This is a genomic window from Microbacterium sp. GQ128, assembly GCF_059758615.1.
The window spans coordinates 241473-259702 of record NZ_JCAXDY010000005.1 but is presented as its reverse complement, the minus strand read 5'-3'; the positions used below and the strand labels follow the sequence as shown (position 1 = coordinate 259702).

Annotated in this window: 25 protein-coding genes; all 25 read right to left on the bottom strand. The window is 68.1% G+C overall.

Annotation, left to right across the window (positions count from 1 at the left end):
• Positions 1 to 27: 27 nt before the first annotated feature.
• The 25 genes from AC6CHX_RS17125 to AC6CHX_RS17005 all read right to left on the bottom strand — a co-directional run bounded on the left by AC6CHX_RS17125 (position 28) and on the right by AC6CHX_RS17005 (position 18228).
• A complete protein-coding gene (locus AC6CHX_RS17125; protein ID WP_498273784.1) occupies positions 28 to 3411 on the bottom strand; it encodes a tape measure protein in 3384 nt (1127 codons plus the stop codon).
• A 74-nt stretch (positions 3412 to 3485) separates the two neighbouring features.
• Positions 3486 to 3632 (bottom strand): hypothetical protein, encoded by a 147-nt coding sequence (locus AC6CHX_RS17120; RefSeq protein ID WP_167635032.1) that lies wholly within the window; start codon positions 3630 to 3632, stop codon positions 3486 to 3488.
• 242 nt (positions 3633 to 3874) lie between these two features.
• Positions 3875 to 4252, bottom strand: a complete 378-nt coding sequence (locus tag AC6CHX_RS17115) for a hypothetical protein (protein WP_167635033.1) — start codon at positions 4250 to 4252, stop codon at positions 3875 to 3877.
• 80 nt (positions 4253 to 4332) lie between these two features.
• On the bottom strand, positions 4333 to 5145 hold the full coding sequence (locus tag AC6CHX_RS17110) for a phage tail tube protein (protein ID WP_498273783.1): 813 nt from the start codon (positions 5143 to 5145) through the stop codon (positions 4333 to 4335).
• An 81-nt stretch (positions 5146 to 5226) separates the two neighbouring features.
• Complete coding sequence (locus AC6CHX_RS17105; protein ID WP_498273782.1) at positions 5227 to 5598, bottom strand: phage tail termination protein; 372 nt, start codon at positions 5596 to 5598, stop codon at positions 5227 to 5229.
• 25 nt (positions 5599 to 5623) lie between these two features.
• A complete protein-coding gene (locus AC6CHX_RS17100; RefSeq protein ID WP_498273781.1) occupies positions 5624 to 5881 on the bottom strand; it encodes a hypothetical protein in 258 nt (85 codons plus the stop codon).
• Between the two features lie 9 nt (positions 5882 to 5890).
• Complete coding sequence (locus AC6CHX_RS17095) at positions 5891 to 6226, bottom strand: hypothetical protein (RefSeq protein ID WP_498273780.1); 336 nt, start codon at positions 6224 to 6226, stop codon at positions 5891 to 5893.
• Entirely contained in the window at positions 6223 to 6666 is a 444-nt protein-coding gene (locus AC6CHX_RS17090; protein WP_498273779.1) for a hypothetical protein, read from the bottom strand. Before AC6CHX_RS17090 ends, AC6CHX_RS17095 begins: the two co-directional genes overlap by 4 nt.
• 18 nt (positions 6667 to 6684) lie before the next feature.
• Positions 6685 to 7125 (bottom strand): hypothetical protein, encoded by a 441-nt coding sequence (locus AC6CHX_RS17085; protein WP_498273778.1) that lies wholly within the window; start codon positions 7123 to 7125, stop codon positions 6685 to 6687.
• Positions 7125 to 8039 (bottom strand): phage major capsid family protein, encoded by a 915-nt coding sequence (locus AC6CHX_RS17080; protein ID WP_167635039.1) that lies wholly within the window; start codon positions 8037 to 8039, stop codon positions 7125 to 7127. Before AC6CHX_RS17080 ends, AC6CHX_RS17085 begins: the two co-directional genes overlap by 1 nt.
• A 23-nt stretch (positions 8040 to 8062) precedes the next feature.
• Positions 8063 to 8503 (bottom strand): hypothetical protein, encoded by a 441-nt coding sequence (locus AC6CHX_RS17075; RefSeq protein ID WP_498273777.1) that lies wholly within the window; start codon positions 8501 to 8503, stop codon positions 8063 to 8065.
• A 66-nt stretch (positions 8504 to 8569) separates the two neighbouring features.
• Positions 8570 to 9301, bottom strand: coding sequence for a VG15 protein (locus AC6CHX_RS17070; protein WP_498273776.1), 732 nt, complete (start codon positions 9299 to 9301; stop codon positions 8570 to 8572).
• A gap of 2 nt (positions 9302 to 9303) precedes the next feature.
• Entirely contained in the window at positions 9304 to 10923 is a 1620-nt protein-coding gene (locus AC6CHX_RS17065) for a hypothetical protein (RefSeq protein WP_498273775.1), read from the bottom strand.
• Positions 10924 to 12447: a terminase large subunit domain-containing protein gene (locus AC6CHX_RS17060; protein ID WP_498273774.1), complete on the bottom strand. Its 1524-nt coding sequence runs from the start codon at positions 12445 to 12447 to the stop codon at positions 10924 to 10926.
• Positions 12401 to 12838, bottom strand: coding sequence for a transposase (locus AC6CHX_RS17055; RefSeq protein WP_167635044.1), 438 nt, complete (start codon positions 12836 to 12838; stop codon positions 12401 to 12403). The genes AC6CHX_RS17060 and AC6CHX_RS17055 overlap by 47 nt, the downstream gene beginning before the upstream one ends.
• Before the next feature lie 106 nt (positions 12839 to 12944).
• The gene (locus tag AC6CHX_RS17050) at positions 12945 to 13151 is read right to left on the bottom strand and encodes a hypothetical protein (protein WP_498273773.1); all 207 of its coding nucleotides are present in this window, start codon (positions 13149 to 13151) and stop codon (positions 12945 to 12947) included.
• Positions 13152 to 13757: 606 nt separating this feature from the next.
• Positions 13758 to 14324 (bottom strand): hypothetical protein, encoded by a 567-nt coding sequence (locus AC6CHX_RS17045; RefSeq protein ID WP_498273772.1) that lies wholly within the window; start codon positions 14322 to 14324, stop codon positions 13758 to 13760.
• Between the two features lie 217 nt (positions 14325 to 14541).
• On the bottom strand, positions 14542 to 14817 hold the full coding sequence (locus AC6CHX_RS17040) for a hypothetical protein (RefSeq protein WP_498273771.1): 276 nt from the start codon (positions 14815 to 14817) through the stop codon (positions 14542 to 14544).
• A 23-nt stretch (positions 14818 to 14840) separates the two neighbouring features.
• Complete coding sequence (locus tag AC6CHX_RS17035; RefSeq protein WP_498273770.1) at positions 14841 to 15050, bottom strand: hypothetical protein; 210 nt, start codon at positions 15048 to 15050, stop codon at positions 14841 to 14843.
• A 17-nt stretch (positions 15051 to 15067) separates the two neighbouring features.
• The gene (locus tag AC6CHX_RS17030; RefSeq protein WP_498273769.1) at positions 15068 to 15628 is read right to left on the bottom strand and encodes a hypothetical protein; all 561 of its coding nucleotides are present in this window, start codon (positions 15626 to 15628) and stop codon (positions 15068 to 15070) included.
• Positions 15606 to 16082, bottom strand: coding sequence for a single-stranded DNA-binding protein (locus AC6CHX_RS17025; protein ID WP_498273768.1), 477 nt, complete (start codon positions 16080 to 16082; stop codon positions 15606 to 15608). The genes AC6CHX_RS17030 and AC6CHX_RS17025 overlap by 23 nt, the downstream gene beginning before the upstream one ends.
• On the bottom strand, positions 16082 to 16348 hold the full coding sequence (locus AC6CHX_RS17020; protein ID WP_498273767.1) for a hypothetical protein: 267 nt from the start codon (positions 16346 to 16348) through the stop codon (positions 16082 to 16084). Before AC6CHX_RS17020 ends, AC6CHX_RS17025 begins: the two co-directional genes overlap by 1 nt.
• Before the next feature lie 156 nt (positions 16349 to 16504).
• A complete protein-coding gene (locus AC6CHX_RS17015; RefSeq protein WP_498273766.1) occupies positions 16505 to 17173 on the bottom strand; it encodes a hypothetical protein in 669 nt (222 codons plus the stop codon).
• A gap of 336 nt (positions 17174 to 17509) precedes the next feature.
• Positions 17510 to 17833 (bottom strand): hypothetical protein, encoded by a 324-nt coding sequence (locus AC6CHX_RS17010; protein ID WP_498273765.1) that lies wholly within the window; start codon positions 17831 to 17833, stop codon positions 17510 to 17512.
• Positions 17830 to 18228: an HNH endonuclease gene (locus AC6CHX_RS17005; protein WP_498273764.1), complete on the bottom strand. Its 399-nt coding sequence runs from the start codon at positions 18226 to 18228 to the stop codon at positions 17830 to 17832. The genes AC6CHX_RS17010 and AC6CHX_RS17005 overlap by 4 nt, the downstream gene beginning before the upstream one ends.
• Positions 18229 to 18230: the final 2 nt, after the last annotated feature.

The following is an 18230-nucleotide window of genomic DNA, read 5'->3' as shown; positions in this document are numbered from 1 at the left end:
CCACGAGGGCGGGGCCGCGGAAACGGGTCAGCGAGCGAACTCGGAGTGGACTGCCATTGCCGAGGGCACGGACTCCCGCAGCACCCGGCGCACCGTCCCGGTCAGTGGCGTGCCCTCGACGACGATCGTGATCTGGTCGCCGTCCTGCAGGCCGTTGCCGATGCCGTTCTTCAGAACGCCCCATTGGTCGTTCGTCAGCACGGGCTCCGGCTTCCCGGAGCGGTTGACGGCCATGCCGCCGTGCGGCAGCCAGCCGCCGGAGTCGTACAGCTTCGGGACGACGCCGCCGGATGCCATCGCGAGGTGCACATGGTTGTAGTGCTGGCGCTTCACGGCTTCCGACCAGCCCGCGAAGGGCTTGCCGTTTTGCAGCTGTCGACTGCCCGCGGGGGTGTAGATCAGCTCGGAGGCATTCGGGAACAGCTTCGCGATCGCGTTGAACGTCGCCATGCTGGCCGGCACGATATCGATCGCGCGCCCGAGGGCGTGGTACGACTGACCGCCGTTGACGGTCTTCGCGCCCGGCCGGAAGTTCGACGTCATCACTGCGCCGGGAAGTGATCCCCGCACGATGTTCCACATCGCTTCCCAGCCCATGCCCTTCGAACCGACACCCTTCGGCGCCGCCTTCTTGAACAGGTCGACGAAGCCCATCAGGGTCTTCTCGGCCATGCCCCCGACCGTCTTGCCGAAGATGTTCTGATCGCCCATCAGCGGCCGGATGATCCCGTCGATGACGTGCGACTTGATCGCCTGCGCGGGGTTCGTCATGAACTCCCACGCGACCGACGCGGCCTTCGTGATGTTGTCCCACACGTCGCCGAAGAAGTTGCCTTCTCCGTCCCCGAACGGCAGCTTGCCGTTACGAGCTGCGGCGTTCAGGGCATCGACGCCGGCCGACCCGCCCACGAGGCGGGTGAACTCCGGGCGCATGATCGCTTCACCGCCGGAGAGCGCGAGCCCTCCCGCGGTGGGTGACCAGAACTGGTGCACGTCGCGGCCGGGCGTGTAGCCGGGCATGACGCCACCGGATGCGAACTTCACCAGTCCGGCCTTCGGCAGCTTCATGTCCTTCAACCCGAGGGTGCCGACCATGTCGTTCCAGAACGACCGGAGGCCTTTGTTCCAGACGGTGTCGAGCACGAAGTTGATCGGGACCGCGGCGGCCTTCTTGATGCCGTCCCAGGCTGTGCCGATCGCTTTCGCGACGTTGTCGAACGCCTTCCCGATCAGGTCGATGCCGACCTTGAACGGGGCGAACACGTAGGCGTTGATCCAGTTCCAGGCGGCCTTCATCGCGCCGGAGATCCCGTCCCAGACCGGCTTCACGATGTTCTTGTAAAGCCACTCGAAGACCGCGCCGAGCGCCTGAATCGAGCCCGTGATCCAGCCGATGTAGACGCTGATGATGTTCTGCCAGATCCAGGTGAACACCGCAGCGATCGCATCGAACACCGGCTTGATGACGTTGAGCCAGAGCCAGTTGAAGACCGCGCCGATCGCCTCGAAGGCGGGCCTGATCGCGTTCGCCCACAGCCACGCCGCGGCCGCGCCGATGGCAGCAAACGCGGGCTGCAGGGCGTTCGTCCACAGCCATGCCGCGATCGCGCCGACGAGGCGGAACGCGTTGACGATGAGATCGAAGTGCAGTTTGAAAGCTGCCGCGACGAAACCGACGACCACGCCGATGCCGTCAAAGACCGGCTTCAGGATCGTCTCGTAGAGCCACACCGCGACGTCGCCGATCGCCTTGAAGACCGGCTGGATGACGTTCTCCCAGGCCGCTGTGAAGAAGCCCGAGATGTTCGCCCATGCCTCGCCGAGGAACCGCGTGAACTCCTGCCAGATCGCCTTGCCGAGCTCGGTCTGGGTGAAGAACCACACAAGACCCGCCACGAGCGCAGCGATAGCCGTGGCGACGAGCACGATCGGGTTCGCGCTCATCGCGGCCCGGAACAGGTTTGCCGCCCCGGTCGCGATGTTCTGAGCGGTCGTATAAACGGCCAGCCCAGCGGCGAACAACTTCGCCGAGGTGCCCGCCAGGAGCATCGCACCGTTGGCCCCGTAGGTCACTGCTACCGCGATGAGCTGCGCCGCCCGATAGGCGTTGAGAGCAACGACGACACCCGCGATCACCCCGGCCGCGATCGCGAGACCGGAAAGCCAGTCGGCGTTCGCGGCCACGAAACCGACCACAGCGGTGACCGCACCGATGAGCACAGGCGCGAGGAACGACACAGCGCCCGCGAGGCCCTGGATCAGGCCGACCACGATGGGCAGGGCGGCGACCAGGGCCGTGGTCAGCAGCGGCACCAGGGCGTTCATGAGCGACACGAGTGCGGGGAGCACCGGCACGAGCGAGGCTCCGATCGCGCTGCCGATGTCGGAGAACGCCTGCATGACGACGGGCAGGATGGGCTCGAGCGACCGGAAGAGGATCGCGACCGGGGAGAGCGTGGTCCACAGCTCGCCGATCCAGCTCACGTCGACGTCGCCTTGCAAGACGCGCACGAACCACTCGGCGGCCGGTGCGAGCACCTGGCCGATCCTGTCGCCCACCTGCCCGGCGATGACTTCGAGCGGAGCGAAGGCGGCGGTGATGGCCTGCAGTGCGGGGGCGATCTGGGGGAACACCCCGCCGAGGAGTCCGGCGCCGATGCGGCCGAGCGAGGCGATGAAGTTCGCCCACGATCCGCCGACGGTGTTGCCCATTTCGGATGCGACGGTGCCCGCGGCGGCGGTTGCCGCGGCGGCGAACTGGTCGAAGTTGATCTTGCCTTCGGAGGCGAGCTTGAAGACCTCGCCGGCGGTGACGCCCATCTGCTTGCCGAGGGCGGCGTAGATCGGGATGCCCTTGTCGGCGAGCTGGCTCAGCACGTCGTTCTGGATGCCGTTGGCCTGCGACATCGCCTTGGAGAAGATGGAGCCCATCTCGCCGAGATCCGTACCCGCGGCGGCCGCGGTGTTCGCCACCGTCTTGAGCACGCCCTCGAGCGCCTTGCCGGGCTTGATACCAGCGGCGACTGCCTGGGCGGCGACGGTGGCGGCGTCACCGAGTCCGAACGCGGTTCCCCGCACCGAGGTGAGAGCGTTCTTCATGATCTGCTCGACGGAGCCGGCGTCATTGCCGAGGCCGGTGAGCTTGGCGCGGGCGGTGTCGATGGCGTTGAGGCGTGAGAAGCCCTTCCACAGGGCTGTGCCGATTCCGGCGGCGAGGGTCGCGCCGAGAGTCGCGCCTCCGACCTTGAGAACCTTGGAGGCGCTGGCGACGAGCCGATCACCGATGGATCGCCCAGCGTTGTCCGCCGCGCCGGATGCGCTGCCGAGAGCCTTCTCGACCTCGCGCTTGACACCGGGCGCCTTGACGGAGAGGGCGACGTAGGCGTTCGCGATCTCGACAGCAGTTGCCACGGTGACCCCCTCGGGTAGAACGCGACGAGGCACAGCCGGTCGGCGGGTGCCGGGGCTGTGCCTCGTCGGTGCGGTCAGGCGCCGCGGCGGGCGGCGCGCGCTTGGTGGGCGCGCAGCTTCGCGTCCATCTCGGCGGCCTCGGCGCGCGCCTCGTGCGCGGGCTTCGGCAGCTCCAGCGGCTTCGGGGGCGTGCCCTTGCCGCCCGCCTCTTGAAAGGACACCCGGCGGATCGTGAACTCGACTTCTCGGAGCAGCTGTCCTTCGACCGAGAGCGCGCCTTCGCCGCCGAGCTCGCGGCCGAGCGCGCACCCGGATGGGAGGTGCTCGACGTAGTCGCTCAGTTCGGCGATGGACCGGGTGGGGTCAGTGCGGCCCTTCCCGTTCGGGAGGAGACGCAGGTTGTACTCGGATTGGAACGATGCCCGCAGAGCGCCCTCGTGGTGAGCGAGGGCGTTCGCGAGCTTCAGGAGGAAGGGTTGAGGGCCTCGAAGACCGCGAAGACGAACTCCGACGCGCGGCCGGCGGGCACGCGGCCCGTGTTCTTGTCGCGCAGCGCATCGAGGATGCTGCGGTAGTCGTCGCCGACGAGGCGGCGCAGGAGCGACGGCATGCGGGAGACGTCGTTGCTGTCCTGCACGCCGCGAATGTCGTCGAGGATCTCGAAGTCGTCGAGTGCCTCGTCGGGTACACGGACGTCGATGCCGTCGACGGTCACCTGCTTGCCGGGGACGGTGCGGGTGCGCTCAGGCTCCTCGGGCGTCGGGTCGGCGAGTTCGATGTCGACGACGATCGGCTTCTGCTTCTTCGGCTGGTGGTCCTGCGGCTTCTTCGGTGTTGCCATGATGGTTGACCCCTTTTCTGACCCCGGGGTGGATGGTGAGGTGGGCGGCGCTGGGGTCAAGAGCGCCGCCCACCGGTGGGTCACGCCGCGGAGGTGTCCGCGGCGGTGTTCTCGTCTGCCGTGTCGGTCACGGCATCCGCCGTCGGCGCTGCTTCGCCCGTGTCGGCCGCGGCCGGGCCGGACTCGACGGCGGCGAGGATGTCGGCCTTGAGCGATGCGCCCGCGAGGTCGATGTCGTTCTCGCTCGCGTAGCTCTTGAGCTGCGCGAGCGTCCACCTCTCGTCGGGTGCGGACGTCTCATCGGGTGCGGACATCGCGGCGAAGCCCTGCACGCCGGCCCCTTCGACCGCATCGAGATCCGTCTCGAAGTGGTCGTAGTCACCGATGATCTCCCCGAGGAAGGGGTACATGGCGATGTCGGCGTTCGTGGCGACGCGGTCACCGTTGGGGCTGATCTCGAGCACCTCGATGACGTCGCGCTCCTTGATCGTGATGTCATCGCTGTCGAACTTGTCGATCACGCAGGCCCGCTTGCTGACACGCTGGCCGGAGCCGCGCGTGGTCTTGCGGACGCCGGCGGTCGTGGCGGCCGACTTCTCGACGTAGCGCAGCTGGTTGGTCTGCGCCTTGGTCTCGAGCGCGACGAACGCGACGGTTGTGCCCGGCTCGCTGATGCGAGTGCGGACGACGCCGTTGCCCTGGTAGCCGCGGGACTTCTCGACGGAGCCGGTGAGGGACTCTGTGATGCCGTCGCCGTTGAGCCAGCCGACGTCCTCGAACGCGGGGTCGAGGGGTCCGTCGATGGTGGTCGGCAGCGTCGTGCCGATCGGGGCGAGGTAGATCGCGTCGTTGTCGGATCCGAAGATCCGCGCGTTGTTCGCGTTCACGGTCATGAGTGTGTCTCCTTGGGGTTGAGCCGGACATGACCGGCGCTGGTGACGATCGGCCTGGTGGCGGTCGCCGGGTTCTGGGTGTTATGCCCTGCGCGCGCGGACCGTGACTTGCACGGTCAGGCGGTATCGCGGGGTCTCCGTGTCGGGGTCGGGGGTCCAGTAGGGTCCGGTGATCTCCTCGACGCCGCGCACGAGCGGGAGCCGAGCGATGTCGTGGAGCAGCGCCTCGCGGCACCGGCTGAGGAGCTCGGATGCGGCGACGGAGTCAGCCGCCCACGCTTCGACGGTGACGAGCGGGCGATCGACGATCCGGTTCGACGCTGCGCCACCGTTGCGCCATATGCGCACGAAAGTCTCGGGACGCGACGCGGGGACGGTGACGACGACCTTGTGGGGTGCGGCGACCGGGAGCAGGAACTCGCGAAGCATCGCCTCCACATCGGGGAATGACATCGGCTCTCCCTCCGTCGTGGTGGCCTCAGCCGCCGTCCTTGACCTGTGCGAGCGCTCGCTCGAGCGCGGCGGTCTTGGCCTGCTCACGCATCGCGCGGGCGTTCTTGGGCTGGACATACCCTCGGGCGGTCCAGCGGTGGGGCGATGCGACGTACTCGAAGCCGTCACCTGCGGCCGCCGCCATGCGCCGCCCGGTGCTGTCGACGACCGCCTGTATCTCCGGGGACGTCATGATCTTGTTCAGGCCGTTCAGGTCGAGCTGCACGGGGATGCGTTTGGGCATGTCGATCACCTACCCGTCTGCGCGCGTGACCTCGACCGGCATCCACCAGCGGGTGGGGGTGTTGTCGGCGGTGAACGGTTGCGGGTCGCCGATCACCTTGCACGGCGCCTGCCCGCGGACGCGGATCAGCGCGCCACGGAGTGAACCGGTGAAGGTCTTCGGGAAGTGCAGGTTCCACGCGACGACGGTCCCGGCTGGTCGCGCGGTATCGGAGATGTCGGCGCGTGGTCCGGGTGCGACGAGCACGTCGTCGACATCGGTCTCGTCGATGGTGTGGGTCGGCTCGCCATGGGCGTTGTCGGGTCCGTCGATGCGGCGCAGCACGGTGACGGTCTCGCCGATCATCGGTCGACCAGTCCGAGTGCAGCGAGCGGGTCGTAGTCGACCTGGGGCGCCATGCTGACGGTGAATGCCTGCTGGGCGGCGTAGCCCAGGAGGCGGCGCTGCTTCTTGGTGAGGAACAGGTCGCCGGAGGGGTTGATGTACTTCACTGACTGCGAGTACGGCCCGGCGGCCATCTGAGAAGACTCGATGCCGTCGCCTGCCGAGGCGGCCGCGGTCTTAACCATCTCGCAGACGACGTCTGCGGCGAGGTCGGGGTCGATCGCGCCGTCGGCGGTCGGGTCGATGGCCCACAGCTGGATGCGACCATCGATGCCCGGGCACTCTGCGCGGAGGTACCGCGATGCGCGGGCCAGCTCCTTATCGAGCCGGCCCGCGATCGAGGCAGGGGGTGTGCCGAAGTTCTCCTCGTAGTACGCCGTGTCGGCGAACGGTTCGACCATTCGGCCCACCCCCTTCTGTCACTCGCCGGACTCGTCGCCGGCGTCGTCGAGCAGCTGCTCGACCTGTGCGCGAATCTCGTCGCGCTTGGTGGTGTCCTCGACGACGATCCCGAGCCCTGCGGCGAACTTCGCCCACTCGTCTCGGGTTGCGTTCCCCGCCGGGGGCTGGGTCGACTCCTCGGACTCCTCGGACTCGTCGGACTCGTCGGACTCGTCGGACTCGTCGGACTCGTCGGGATCGTCGGGTCCGTCGGAACCGTCAGACTCGTGAGAGCCGTCGGGCCGGTCAGAACCGTCGTCGCCGTCAGGCTCGTCGTCGTCGTTGCCGAGTTCGTTGAGCCACTCTTCGAGCTCCTCGCCCTCCTCGACCCACTCGCGATCGAGGAACGCGCGTGTGCCGGGGTCGACGTTGACGACGACCCCGGTGCGGCGGTTCGTGAGTCGGATCTGGTCAGCCATCAGGCGACCTTGTCCTCGACGACGGCGAAGCGGTCCGTGAAGACGTACCAGCCGTACACGATCTCCAGACGCAGGGCGATCTGGTTCTTCCGCTTCAGGTCGCCCTGGCCGTCCGGGTCACCGTAGCGGATGATCTCGACCGGCAGCTCGCGCTGCACGCCCCAGCGGATGCCGTTGCGGAAGTCGCCGACGATGGCGCGGACGCCGGTGTCGGGAGCCTCCGGGACGCCGGAGACGGTGTCGCCCTGGGCGGTGGGCACGCCCATGAAGTCGGTGACGTTTGTGCCGAAGCCGAGCTGCGGGTAACGCAGGTCCGAGGTGTCCCCCGAGCCGTCGCGACGCTTCAGGTTCGCGAGTGCCCACGCGAACTTCGGGTCGATTGCGGCGCCGTTGACCTGCTTGGACGCGCCGACCAGGAGGCCGACCGCCGCGCGGAAGTCGTCGTCGGCGTCGGCCGTGGCCTGCTCGACGCGCTTCGTGGTCGCGGTGACGTAGTTGTCCCACCCGGTGATGACCGACCCGCTGAGCGGGTTGATGCGGTGGAACAGGCCCAGGTCGAGGCCACGCGAGAGAGCGACCTGGCCAGCGTCCGCGACTTCGCGCAGAACGTTGAGCTGGTAGTCCTCGTCGGCCCATTCCACCTCATTGCTGAAGCGGAGGGTGACCTGGCCCTTGTGGGGCTTGGCGGTGACTGCACCGAAGCCGGTCGACGAGGAGGACTTGTTGCCGCCCTCTTCGACGTATTCCATCTTCGGGAAGTCGTTGAAGGTGATGTAGTCGACCTCGCCGAAGCGCATCGGCTCTCGACCAGAGAGCCGCGCCACGGTCGAAAGCGACTTCGACTCCTTGATCATGCCGTCCGCGATGTTGCGAGGCATGAGAACCTTCGCGTCCGCGGTACCGAATACTGCCATGATGGTGCTCCTTTCAGAAGCGATCAGTCCTCGCCGGAGCCGAAGAGCTGACGCACCGCAGCGCGCTCTGCTTCTTCTCCGCCCGAGGTGTTCTCAGGGGTCTTTCCGGGGTCCGGCAGAACCGGGCCGCGGGATTTGATGAGCGGCTTGATCTCTTCGGCGTGCGCCTCGAGCTCTTCCTTGGTCGTCCCCCGCAGCACGTCCGCGGGCACGCCCTTCGTCTTCGCGACGTCGGCGCGCCAGGTGTCCAGCTGCGTCTTCGACTCGAAGCCGGTGACCTTGGTCTGCAGTTCGCCGACCTCCGTCTGTAGGGCGTCGCGCTCCTGCTCGGCGGCCGTCTTCGCCGTCTCGGCGTCGGTGGCTCGCTGCAGGGCCTCGTCGACCTTGGTCTTCTCCCGCGTAAGGCGGTCCTTGACCAGGTCGTCGAACATGTCCTGGGAGTCGATGGTGATGGGGAATTCCATAGCCGTTCCTCTTTCGCCCCGATTGACCGCTCGGGTCGGCGTAAACCCGCCACGGCGGCGGGTGGTCTAGATGTCGTGCTCGTGCACGCCGTCGGTGAACTCGTCCGGGAACATGCGGCGCATGTAGGCGGCGATCACCTTGGGGTCGCCGCTGTCGGCCGCGGCGCGCGCTTGCGCATATCGGTCGAACAGCTGGCGGGGGTCGTAGCCCTCGATGTGGGCGGCGTCCGCGTCGAACAGCGAGACGATCTGGCAGTCGCATTCGTCGTGGAAGTGGTCGAGTTCTCCGGCCGTCGCCCGGGTCGCGTAGGTGAAGCCGCGCGAGGCGAGCATTGCGCACCAGGCGCAGGTGCGGGTTCCGCTGGGCACGCGGCCGAATCGGGGGCGCAGCGGGTCGCGCATCGAGTTCAGCGCGATCGTGGTGCGACCGGAGTAAGTGATGTGGCGCTGGACCGCGCCGGCGAGGCCACCGAGGACGGCCGAGGGGTCGTCGGTGAACAGCACCCCGGCCAGAGCGCGCGTCGATCCCTGGACCACCTCGGCCGCGACGGGCGGGGCGAGGCGGGCGTTGAATCCTGATCCGGGTCGGATCTGCTCGTACCACTCGGCGGCTGCGATCGAGGCGAGTTCGCCGTACTCGCGGACCAGCAGCGGAACGATCTCGAGGAGCGCGTCGCGGACGGCTTCGGGTCGGGTGAGGTCGAAGGTTGCGAAGTATCCGGTGAGCTCGTTCTGGGCGAGGGTGACCAGACGACGCTGCGCCGTGGACAGTCGAGTCACATCGGCGCGCGTCGTCATGGTCACCTCTCTTCGAGTTGGTCTGCGTCGTCCTTCGGCAGCCGCAGCGCGACGGGCGTAGCTCCGGTGAACCGGATACCGGCCAGGCCGACACGCGTTGCGGCGTCGTCGGGGTCGACGCCGGCGCGGATCGCGGTGCCGAGTGCGTCGAACTTCGCCTTGAGTGCGGCGGGGTCGTCGCCCGTCGCTTGTGGCTGGTCGACCCGGGCCTGCGTCTGTTCGGCCTGCGGCGTCTGCCCGGCGAGAATCCGCTCGAGCACGCCGCTGCCGCCGGCCTTGGCCCGATCGGACTTCATGCGCGCGATCTCGGGCTCCTCGAATCCGGCGTAGCGGAGGGCATCGTCGGTCTCGGCCAGCCAGGGGAACACGCCCACGAGCTGGCCGAGGGCGGCCGCGGCGGTCGTCGGCGAGGTGAACGCGGGGTTGACCCACGTCGGGCGTAGCCCGCGCAGCTCTTCGGTTGGCTCTTCCATCCCGTCGCGGAGCATGACTGCGCGTTGTGCGACCCGGCGGAGCGCGGCGCCGAGCACGCGATTGGATGCGCGGGCGGTGACGATCAGGTCTTTCTCCGCGGCGTACAGGGCCTCCGCGGAAGGCGGGTTGTCCTGGACGATGCCGAGCGCCGAGATCGGGAGGTCTGTCTCGCCCGCGAACTGCGACGCGTACATGCGGTAGTGCTCGATCAGCGGCTGCATGGTCATCTGCGGCAGCTGCTCCACCTTGGGCAGCTCGCCCTCTTCGTCTCGACCGATCGCGAACCACCGGTCGATCGCGGCCTGCCACTTGCCGGACTTGAAGGCGTCCTCGGAAACGCCGAGGGCCATCATGCGCGGGGCGGCGAAGAACTCGGCCGCGCCCTCGCCTCGCACGACGGAGCGGATCGCGTTGTCGGTGATCGCCATGACGGGGCGGGTGATGCGCGAGCGGCCGAACGGGCGGTCGAGCTGCGGGCTCCAGGTGAGTGGCTCTGCGAGTACTTCGCGGAGCGGGTTCTCCTGGCGGGAGGTGACCCATGCTCCGGATGGGCGGCGGCGGCAGATCAGCACGACATCGGGCAGCAGGACGTCCATGCCGGTGGGTCGGCCGTCCTGGTCGACATCGGTGATGGCGAGCATCGCCGAGACGAGGCGGCGCTTCTTGTCCCACGTCCCCGCCGACCACTCGGCCGAACGCGCCATGATCAGCACTTCCGGGTCGCCAGCTGCGGTGTCGCCGAGAGTGGTCGTCATGAATGCGCAGGAGTGCTTGTAGGCGGACTCGATGGCCTGCGGCAGTTCCAGGTCGAACCGGTTGTCGTCGAGGAGTCCGGAGATCTCGAACGGGTCGGTCGTGCTGGCCGGTGCGACGAAGGCGTCGAAGACGCTGCGTTCTGCGAGCTTGGTGACGGCCTTGGCGGGCCATCCGAGGGTGGCCTTGACCTTGCGGAGGATCTGCGGCGGGACGCCGATACCCAGGTCACGGAAGGGCATCTTGCCGTCGAAGTAGACGCTGCGCAGCACGTTGCGGGGGCGCTTCTTGGACCAGACGGCGACGAGGCCGCGGATGATGTCGAGTTCCTGGTCGGTGACGCCCTGCATGAACTGCGGGGTGATGTTGTCCAGGTAGGACGATGATGCGATCACTCAGATCACCTCCTGCTTCTTGCCTGGTCGGCGCTTCGTGGTGCGCACGCCCCAGAGGGCGAGGCTGATCGCTTCGGTCGGTGTCTCGTCGCCGTCGGCGGTGGTCGCCGCCCAGCCCCAGGAGCCGGCGGTGCCGCGGAACTTCTTGTCGCACACGGCGACCGACGCGTCCAGGAGGTCACCCTCCGGCGCCGCCGGGTGTGTGACGGTCTTGCCGCGAACCGCATCGGGGAGCATCGAGCACGCCGCGAAGTACTCCGGCGTGGACGCCACGCGGATCGCCTTCGCCGATACCTTCCGCTCGCGGAGAGCGAGCGCGAGCGCGTCGGCACCTGCCCGGCCGGAGATGGTGATCTGCGCGATCGTGTGGGCGCGCAGCGCGATCCAGTCGGCGAGCGGCCCGATGCCGTCCTCGAGGGAGCCGGTGTTGGCGTCGATGAGTTCGAGGTGGCTGCCGCCTGTGTGCTTGAGCGCTCCGGCGACGGCGACGCGGGTGCCGTCGGCGGAGAACGCGACGCCGAGAGCGCGCAGCCCCTCCTGGGGCACTGCGGTCACCTCGGTGGCCTGCCACTCTTCGGCGGTGATCTCGCGCGAGCCGCCGAGCTCCTCCTCGTCCCAGATGCCCAGGCCCTCGCGGGCCCAGTCGCTCGGGTCGGTGAGGTTCTCCCGCAGGCGCAGGATCGACTCCCACGGCGTGCGGTCGGGGAATGAAGGGTTGGCCTTTTCGAGCGTGGCGCGGTCTTCGATGTCGTCGCCGGCGTCCGCGCCGACCTCGACGTAGAGGGTGTCGTAGTCGACCGGGTCGCCTTTGGCGCGCTGTTCCTTGATGGCGAGCGCCTTCTTGCGGCGTGCCCGGAACACCTCGGCGGGGTCGTCGGGCTTGGGCGGTGTGCCCATGTAGATGATGAGCGGGTTCGTGGCGGTGTTGGCCGCCGGGATCATGTCGGACAGCGCCTTGGCCTTGAGGATCTGCGCCTCGTCGAACACCACGATCGTGACGCCGGGGATGCCTCGGCCGAAGCCGTGCTCGCGCGCGCCGAACATGATTCGGGAGCCGTTGGCGAACTTGATGCGCTGCTTGCCGTTGCCCTGCCGGATGCCGTTGTGGGCGATGTAGGGGGCGATGCGGCGGCGGCGAGCGAGGGCCGACAGGGTCTCGAAGGTCTCGTCGGAGGTCGCGGAGTGGTGCGCAGTCCACAGCACCTTGATGCCGGGGAACAGGATGCACAGCGCGAACACGATCGTGCCGATCGAGAACGTCTTGCCGACCTGGCGGCAGATCGAGATCAGCACGCCTCCGATACCGGCGGCGTAGAGGCCGTTCTCGCGCTTGGCGAGGATTGCCCGGCCGAGGCCCTTCTGCCAGGGATCGTGCTGAACGCCCATCTTCCGGCACTGAGCTTCGACCGCCGGGTACCCGGTGGTCTTGATTCCGGACGGGACGACGAGGTGCTTCGCGACGTCCGACAGCCTGCGCTCAGAGATCTTCCGGGTCGAGGTCTTCGTCTGGGGCGGCCGCGGCATCTGCTGCCTCCTCGGACTCACGCGCCTCGATCTCGTCGAGCTCGCGCATCGTCGCATCCAGGAGGCGCACGTTCGGTGGCAGATCCCGCGGCGCCATACCGGCCGCGATCTGCTCCGCGAGCTCGTCACGCAGCGCCTGCAGGAACGCCTTTCGATTGCCGGAGCGGGCAGCGTCGACGAGCGTCATGGGTGGCGGCGCGGCGGCGTCCATCCACTTCCGCAGCGTCGGCCGGGATACCCCGAGGGCAGTTGCCACTTGTGAAATCGACTTTGCAGCTCGGGCCTTCGCGACGGCGTCACGCTTGAAGGCTTCGGAGTAGGCGGGTTTACCGCGAGATCCCGCGGACTTTGGGGCGCCCACCGCGCGCAGCTGGGCGTTGGATGAGGCCATGTGGTGTCACCCCCTGGAAAGTGGAAAATCCCCGGGGAGAGATCGGCCCTATGCCTCCGGGAGGGCCGGGGACGGCGGGGGGAGGGGGTGGCCCCCGGGGTGGGCGTCAGCGGCGGCGGGTGCCGCCTCGGGTCCACACGCCGAGGGCGAGGTCCCATCGGGCGAGGCGTCGGCGGGCCTTCGTGGCGTGTGCTCGGAACATATCGGCGTGAGGGTGATGGAACGAGTCGAGCTGTCGTGCGGACCGGTCGCGGGCGAGCCACGTGGTCGCTGCGGCGTCTCGGTTACGGATCAGCCAGTCGGTGACGCGCATCAGGTCTCCTCCCCTACGTGAGTGCTACCAGGCCACGAGGTTCGTGATGACCCGGCTTGCTGCGCTCTCGGCGGCCGCGTGCAGCTTCCTGCGGGCCTCGGCGAGCGTCATCGTGCCCTTCCACCTGTTGCACTTGCGATGCATTAGACAGGTGTTCGCACGGTCATACGGTGACCCGCCTCGGGCGCGAGGGATGTCCTCATCGACCTCGGCTCGCATCGGGTGAGGTACGCAGCCGATGCAGCCCGCTCCCCCGCACCGAGGACCATGAGCACCGGCCATCATCGTGAGCGACTTGTCCACGAGCACCCCGCACAGCGCGCACACATGCTCCTCACGGAGGACACGGATGCGCACCTGTCGGCGTCGATGGCCGTTCGCGTTCGCCGGGGTGCTCGCCACTGGATACCCCCGAGCGTCTGGAAGCGGGCACCCCGGGCACCAGAGGTCATCCGAGGCACCCGCCTGGTGCAGTCGATGAGTCTTGGGCGGCGGCGCCCTCACTACCCAGAAACGCCGAAAGCCCCGCCGAGATGGGCGAGGCTTCCGGTCACAGTTCAGGTGCAAGCACAGCTTAACACCGACTGGCGACACACCGCAGAAGAATCACGACGGCGCGTCTACGGGCGCGAAGCGGGATGCCTGCTGCTGCTCCTGCATCAGTGCGGCCGCCGCATCCACCGCGGACGCGTAGACGTACTTCATCACCGAGCCACGCGGTCCCCGATGCTGAGCGACAACCGTCAGGATCTCCTTCTGTACCCACCTCTGCATCTGCCGCTGCGAGACCTTCGCGCGCTTCGCCGCCTGATCGAGCGTGAGCAGCGGGTCGTACCACTCGCGCACTGGAGCACTCTCGGGCTCGTCGTCCTCGTCGTCATCGGGGAACACGAACACGTCCGTACGACGCTCGAGGCCCCACTTCGCCATCGCGTCAGCAACCGACCACCCGTCACGTTCACCCCCGATCTCGGGATGCCGGTCGAGCACGACCTCGCCAAGCCACGTCACGACATCGAGATCGTTCGAGTAGTCGGACAGCGTGACATGCCACCACGGCTCGAGCTTCTCCAAGACGATCAGCGCGTCGACGAGATCCGCATCGATCGGTGCAGGCGGCTCAGACGCCGATCCCCGACCGCCCGGCGCCTTGTCCGTCGGCGTGGCCTTCATCGGGTCCGCCAGAGACCGAACCCGCCCGATCAGGTCCGGGCCGTCAGCGAGCAGCGCACGCATCCGGCCGAAGCAGCGATCGCAGATCAGGGAACCGTCACGGCACAACGTCGGCGCGCAGCCGGTGCACGGGAACGGGCCCGTGTAGTCCTCGCCATGACGGGCGCAGGCTGCGTAGTGCTCGCCGCGACGGACGCACCTACGGACGCAGTAGCGGTCAGACATCGTGTCCCCTCCTCTGGTCGAGCCGCGCCGCGGCGATGCGCTCCGCTGCCGTCCGGGCGACGTTCCCGAGCACGGGAGCACCGTCGGACGTGAAGCCGGAGATGCCGATGCGCATGACGCCTGGCGCGTCGTCCTGGATCATCGGCCGCACTGCGGGCTGCAGGGCGCTCTCCGGCTGCGACCTCGTCCACCCCCGCCGCGTGATCAGGAAGTCGGCGATCGCTTCGAGGTCACCCGGCACGCCGACATAGTGCAGATCTCTCGCCATTGCGCGTCGCGTCGCACGGTCAGTCATCGCTCTACCTGCCCTTCTCGAACGTCCGGCCAGATCTCCTCGACTACCGCCTGCACGAGCACGCGCACGTCGATCACGCCCTCGATCACATACATGTCGCCGTCTGCACCGTGAGGAACAACGTGCGTGACGATCTCGTCCTCGGGAGACTGGACGGCGGCGGGAATGAGGCTCTCGGTCAACGCATCCCAGACGCGGGTCTTCATCGCATCCTGTTCGAGGATCACCGTTCCTCACCCCCAGCAGCACGCAGAGCGCGGACCGTGGCGGCGTGCATCATCGCGGCTTTGAGGTGCGCGGACGAGCGCGTGAAGGGACGCAGCGCCTCGACCTGCTCGGCGTGCCACGCGATGAGATCGCCCTCGGTCGCGCCGGACGGTTCGCCCTGCGGCTCCCGAACGTCACAGCCCTCGCCATGCTGGACGAGATGGAACGGCACACCGCACGCAGAACAGACCATTCCCCGACCAGTCGGGTCGGGGACCTTCGCCGGCTCCGGTACCTCAGAACGACGGAAGCCAGAAGCCAGAATATGTTCAGCCAACGCGGTTGCGAAAACTGGCCCGTTCGCGTCCGCATTTCGAATGATGTGAGCTAGATCCTCCCGCTCGTCGTTGGTCGGGGTGTGTACCTCCTCCACGACCCTCGCCGCCGTCTCCGCAAGAGTGCGCACATAGTCGGTGAATCGCTCCGGCGGCAGAGCGCCGAACCCTCCGTCGTATGCTTCGTCACGGATGGCCTTCTCGAGCTCGTCGATCAGGTCAGAACGGTGTGTCGTCGCCATAGGTCCATCCCCCTTCCGCGGGCGGCTCGGGCGTCGCCCACTGCTCTTCGTTCGACGGCTGCGCCGCTGATCCCTTCGCGTCGGCGTTCTTGGCGGTGCGGGTGACCTGCGCCGTCGCGTAGCGGAGACTCGGGCCGATCTCATCGACTTCCAGCTCGATCGCGGTGCGCTGGTTGCCCTCCCGGTCCTGATACGAGCGCTGCCGGAGGCGACCCTGAGCGACGACACGCATGCCCTTGGTGAGGCTGCCGGCGACGTGCTCGGCGAACTCCCGCCATACCGACGCCCGGAGGAACAGCGCGTCGCCGTCCTTGTACTCGCCCGCCGCACGGTCGAAGATGCGCGGCGTCGAAGCGATCGTGAAGTTCGCCACCGGGAGGCCGTTCTGCGTGTACCTCAGCTCGGGATCGGCGGTCAGGTTACCCACGACGGTGATGATCGTTTCGCCGGCCATCAGTCGTTCACCTCGGCGTGCTCGCGCCCTGCTTCTTCGAGCCGGTCGATATCGAATGCGAATCGCCACCGGATCGATTCTCGAGCCTGCTCGCGCATCGCCTCGTGAAGCGGCAGCGAGGGGTCGAGGGTGAGCAGGAAGTCGCGTTCGGTCGCGAGCGCCAGGCCGTTCGCCATGACGTGCGACAGCAGGTCGACGTAGCGCTCGTACTCCTCGAGCGGCTTGCCGGTCACTGCGGTTACTGGGGTTTCGTTCGGCTCGGTCATGATGCTGTCCTCCTCTGAGCCGCGAGCATCGCGTCGCGGCGCATCTTGTGTGCTGTCTCTCGTGGTGTCTCATCGGCCTCGGCGAGCAACCGGAGCCGGAAGCTGCGGTCTCTCGCGAATCGGGCCGTGGTCAGGTCGATGAAGTCGATGAGTGCGTCAGAACGGTTCACCACCCCACCCCTCTCCTGCCTCTTGGGTCTGCTCGTACTCGGTCATCTGCTCGCCGTAGCGGGCTTCCTGGACCCAGCGATCGTGTCTGCGGCGCGCGGTGCCGCAGGGCCCGCAGTCCTTGAACCTGCCGAAGGGGTGATCGGGGCAGCCGATGGGCGGAGCATCCAGCAGCAGCGGTCGTCGAGGTGGCTGGGGCTTGCTCTCGTGCTCGTCCGACCAGCGCGCCCACTCCGACGTCCGCTCGGCCTGCTCGGCACGCACCCGCTCGCTCGCCCGCACCCCCGCTCCCCCCACAGCCGCGAACCTTCGCGAAGATTCGCGAACGGGCGGATCGGGGCAGTTCGACCACGCGAGCCGGGCGTCTAGCCTCAACGGCCGGCGCAGTGCCAGGTACTCGGTCCCCGCCTCGGTGTAGAAGTCCAGGAACCCGGACTCGTCCAGCATCAGCAGATGCTCGAGCACGAGCTCGGTCGCCGCCTCGCCGGGATAGATCGCGGCCGCGAGCAGTTCCGGCACTACCTCGCGGCGTCCGAGGCCGTCGGTGTGCAGCCACAGCCCGATCGCTGTCGGCTTCGCGGCCACCGGTGCTCGCAGGTAGCCCGCGAACTGCAGATCCTCCGCGCTGATCTTCCGTTGCACGTTCTTCGTTGACACCTTGATCGTTCCCTCTCGCGAATCCCTCGAAACACAGGTCGACGGCGAGCTGCAGGTGGTGCTCGTCGACCTCGAAGCACTCGGTCCACCCGCGGCCCATGAACAGCAGCTCGCGCGCCTCCTCCTCGTTGCGGAACGCCTTCGGGAACCAGCGGCGCAGAGTGCGCAGCGCCTCCGCCTCCCACGTCTTGTCCGTGCCGCGGGCGAGCACGATGATGTGCCCGCCCGAGCGGGTCATCATCTGCACCCGGTGGAAGCGCCACGCGCGCCCCACCTTCAGCACGCCGGCTTCGGGCCAGTAGACGACGTACGTCATCGCGAACTCGGGCATCGCGCTCATGACGTCACGTCCGGATCGGCCTCGTGCACGGCGTAGCGCTCGCCCGATGCCTGTTTCCACTCCACGACCTCGGTCGTCATCGCGGACTCAACGCCGCTCGCGAAGGCCGTTGCGAGGTCGACGATGGCGTTGAGCGCGAAGCCGAGCGCGGCGCCGAGCGCCGAGAACGACTCGCGGGCCTCGCGTGCACGCTCCTCAGCCTCCTCACGCTCCATCGCCTCCACGTCCACGCCGATGCGAATCAGCGCCGCGCGGGCGGATGCGTTAATCTGCTTGCGGATGCGGCGGTTGGCCGCGTCGATCTCTCTCTGCACGTTCATCGTGTTCCTACCTGTCCGCTCGTCATGAGGAGCGTCGCCGTCGACTCCGTGATCTCGGTCCACCACCGGCCGAAGCTGTCCGCCTCGGTGAGGTAGAGCACCCACCCGATGCCCCAGCGGTACGCCGGCCACCACTCGGGGCGTGCCCACCTCGGCACTGCGAAGCCCTCGGCGATCGCCGCTTCGGGGTGCTCCGTCTTCCACAGGTGGCAGATCGGGCACAGGCCCTGCAGGTTCGTGATGACCGTGTTGCCCGACTGGCGGTTCTGACGGTGGTCGCGCTGGATGCCGTACGCGCCGCAGCGGACGCACCGCTCCTTGTCGCGTTCGGTCGCGAGGTCGTAGGCGGCCTTCTCGTCGGTCGCCGACGGCTTTGGTGTCTTCGGGGCGATCATCG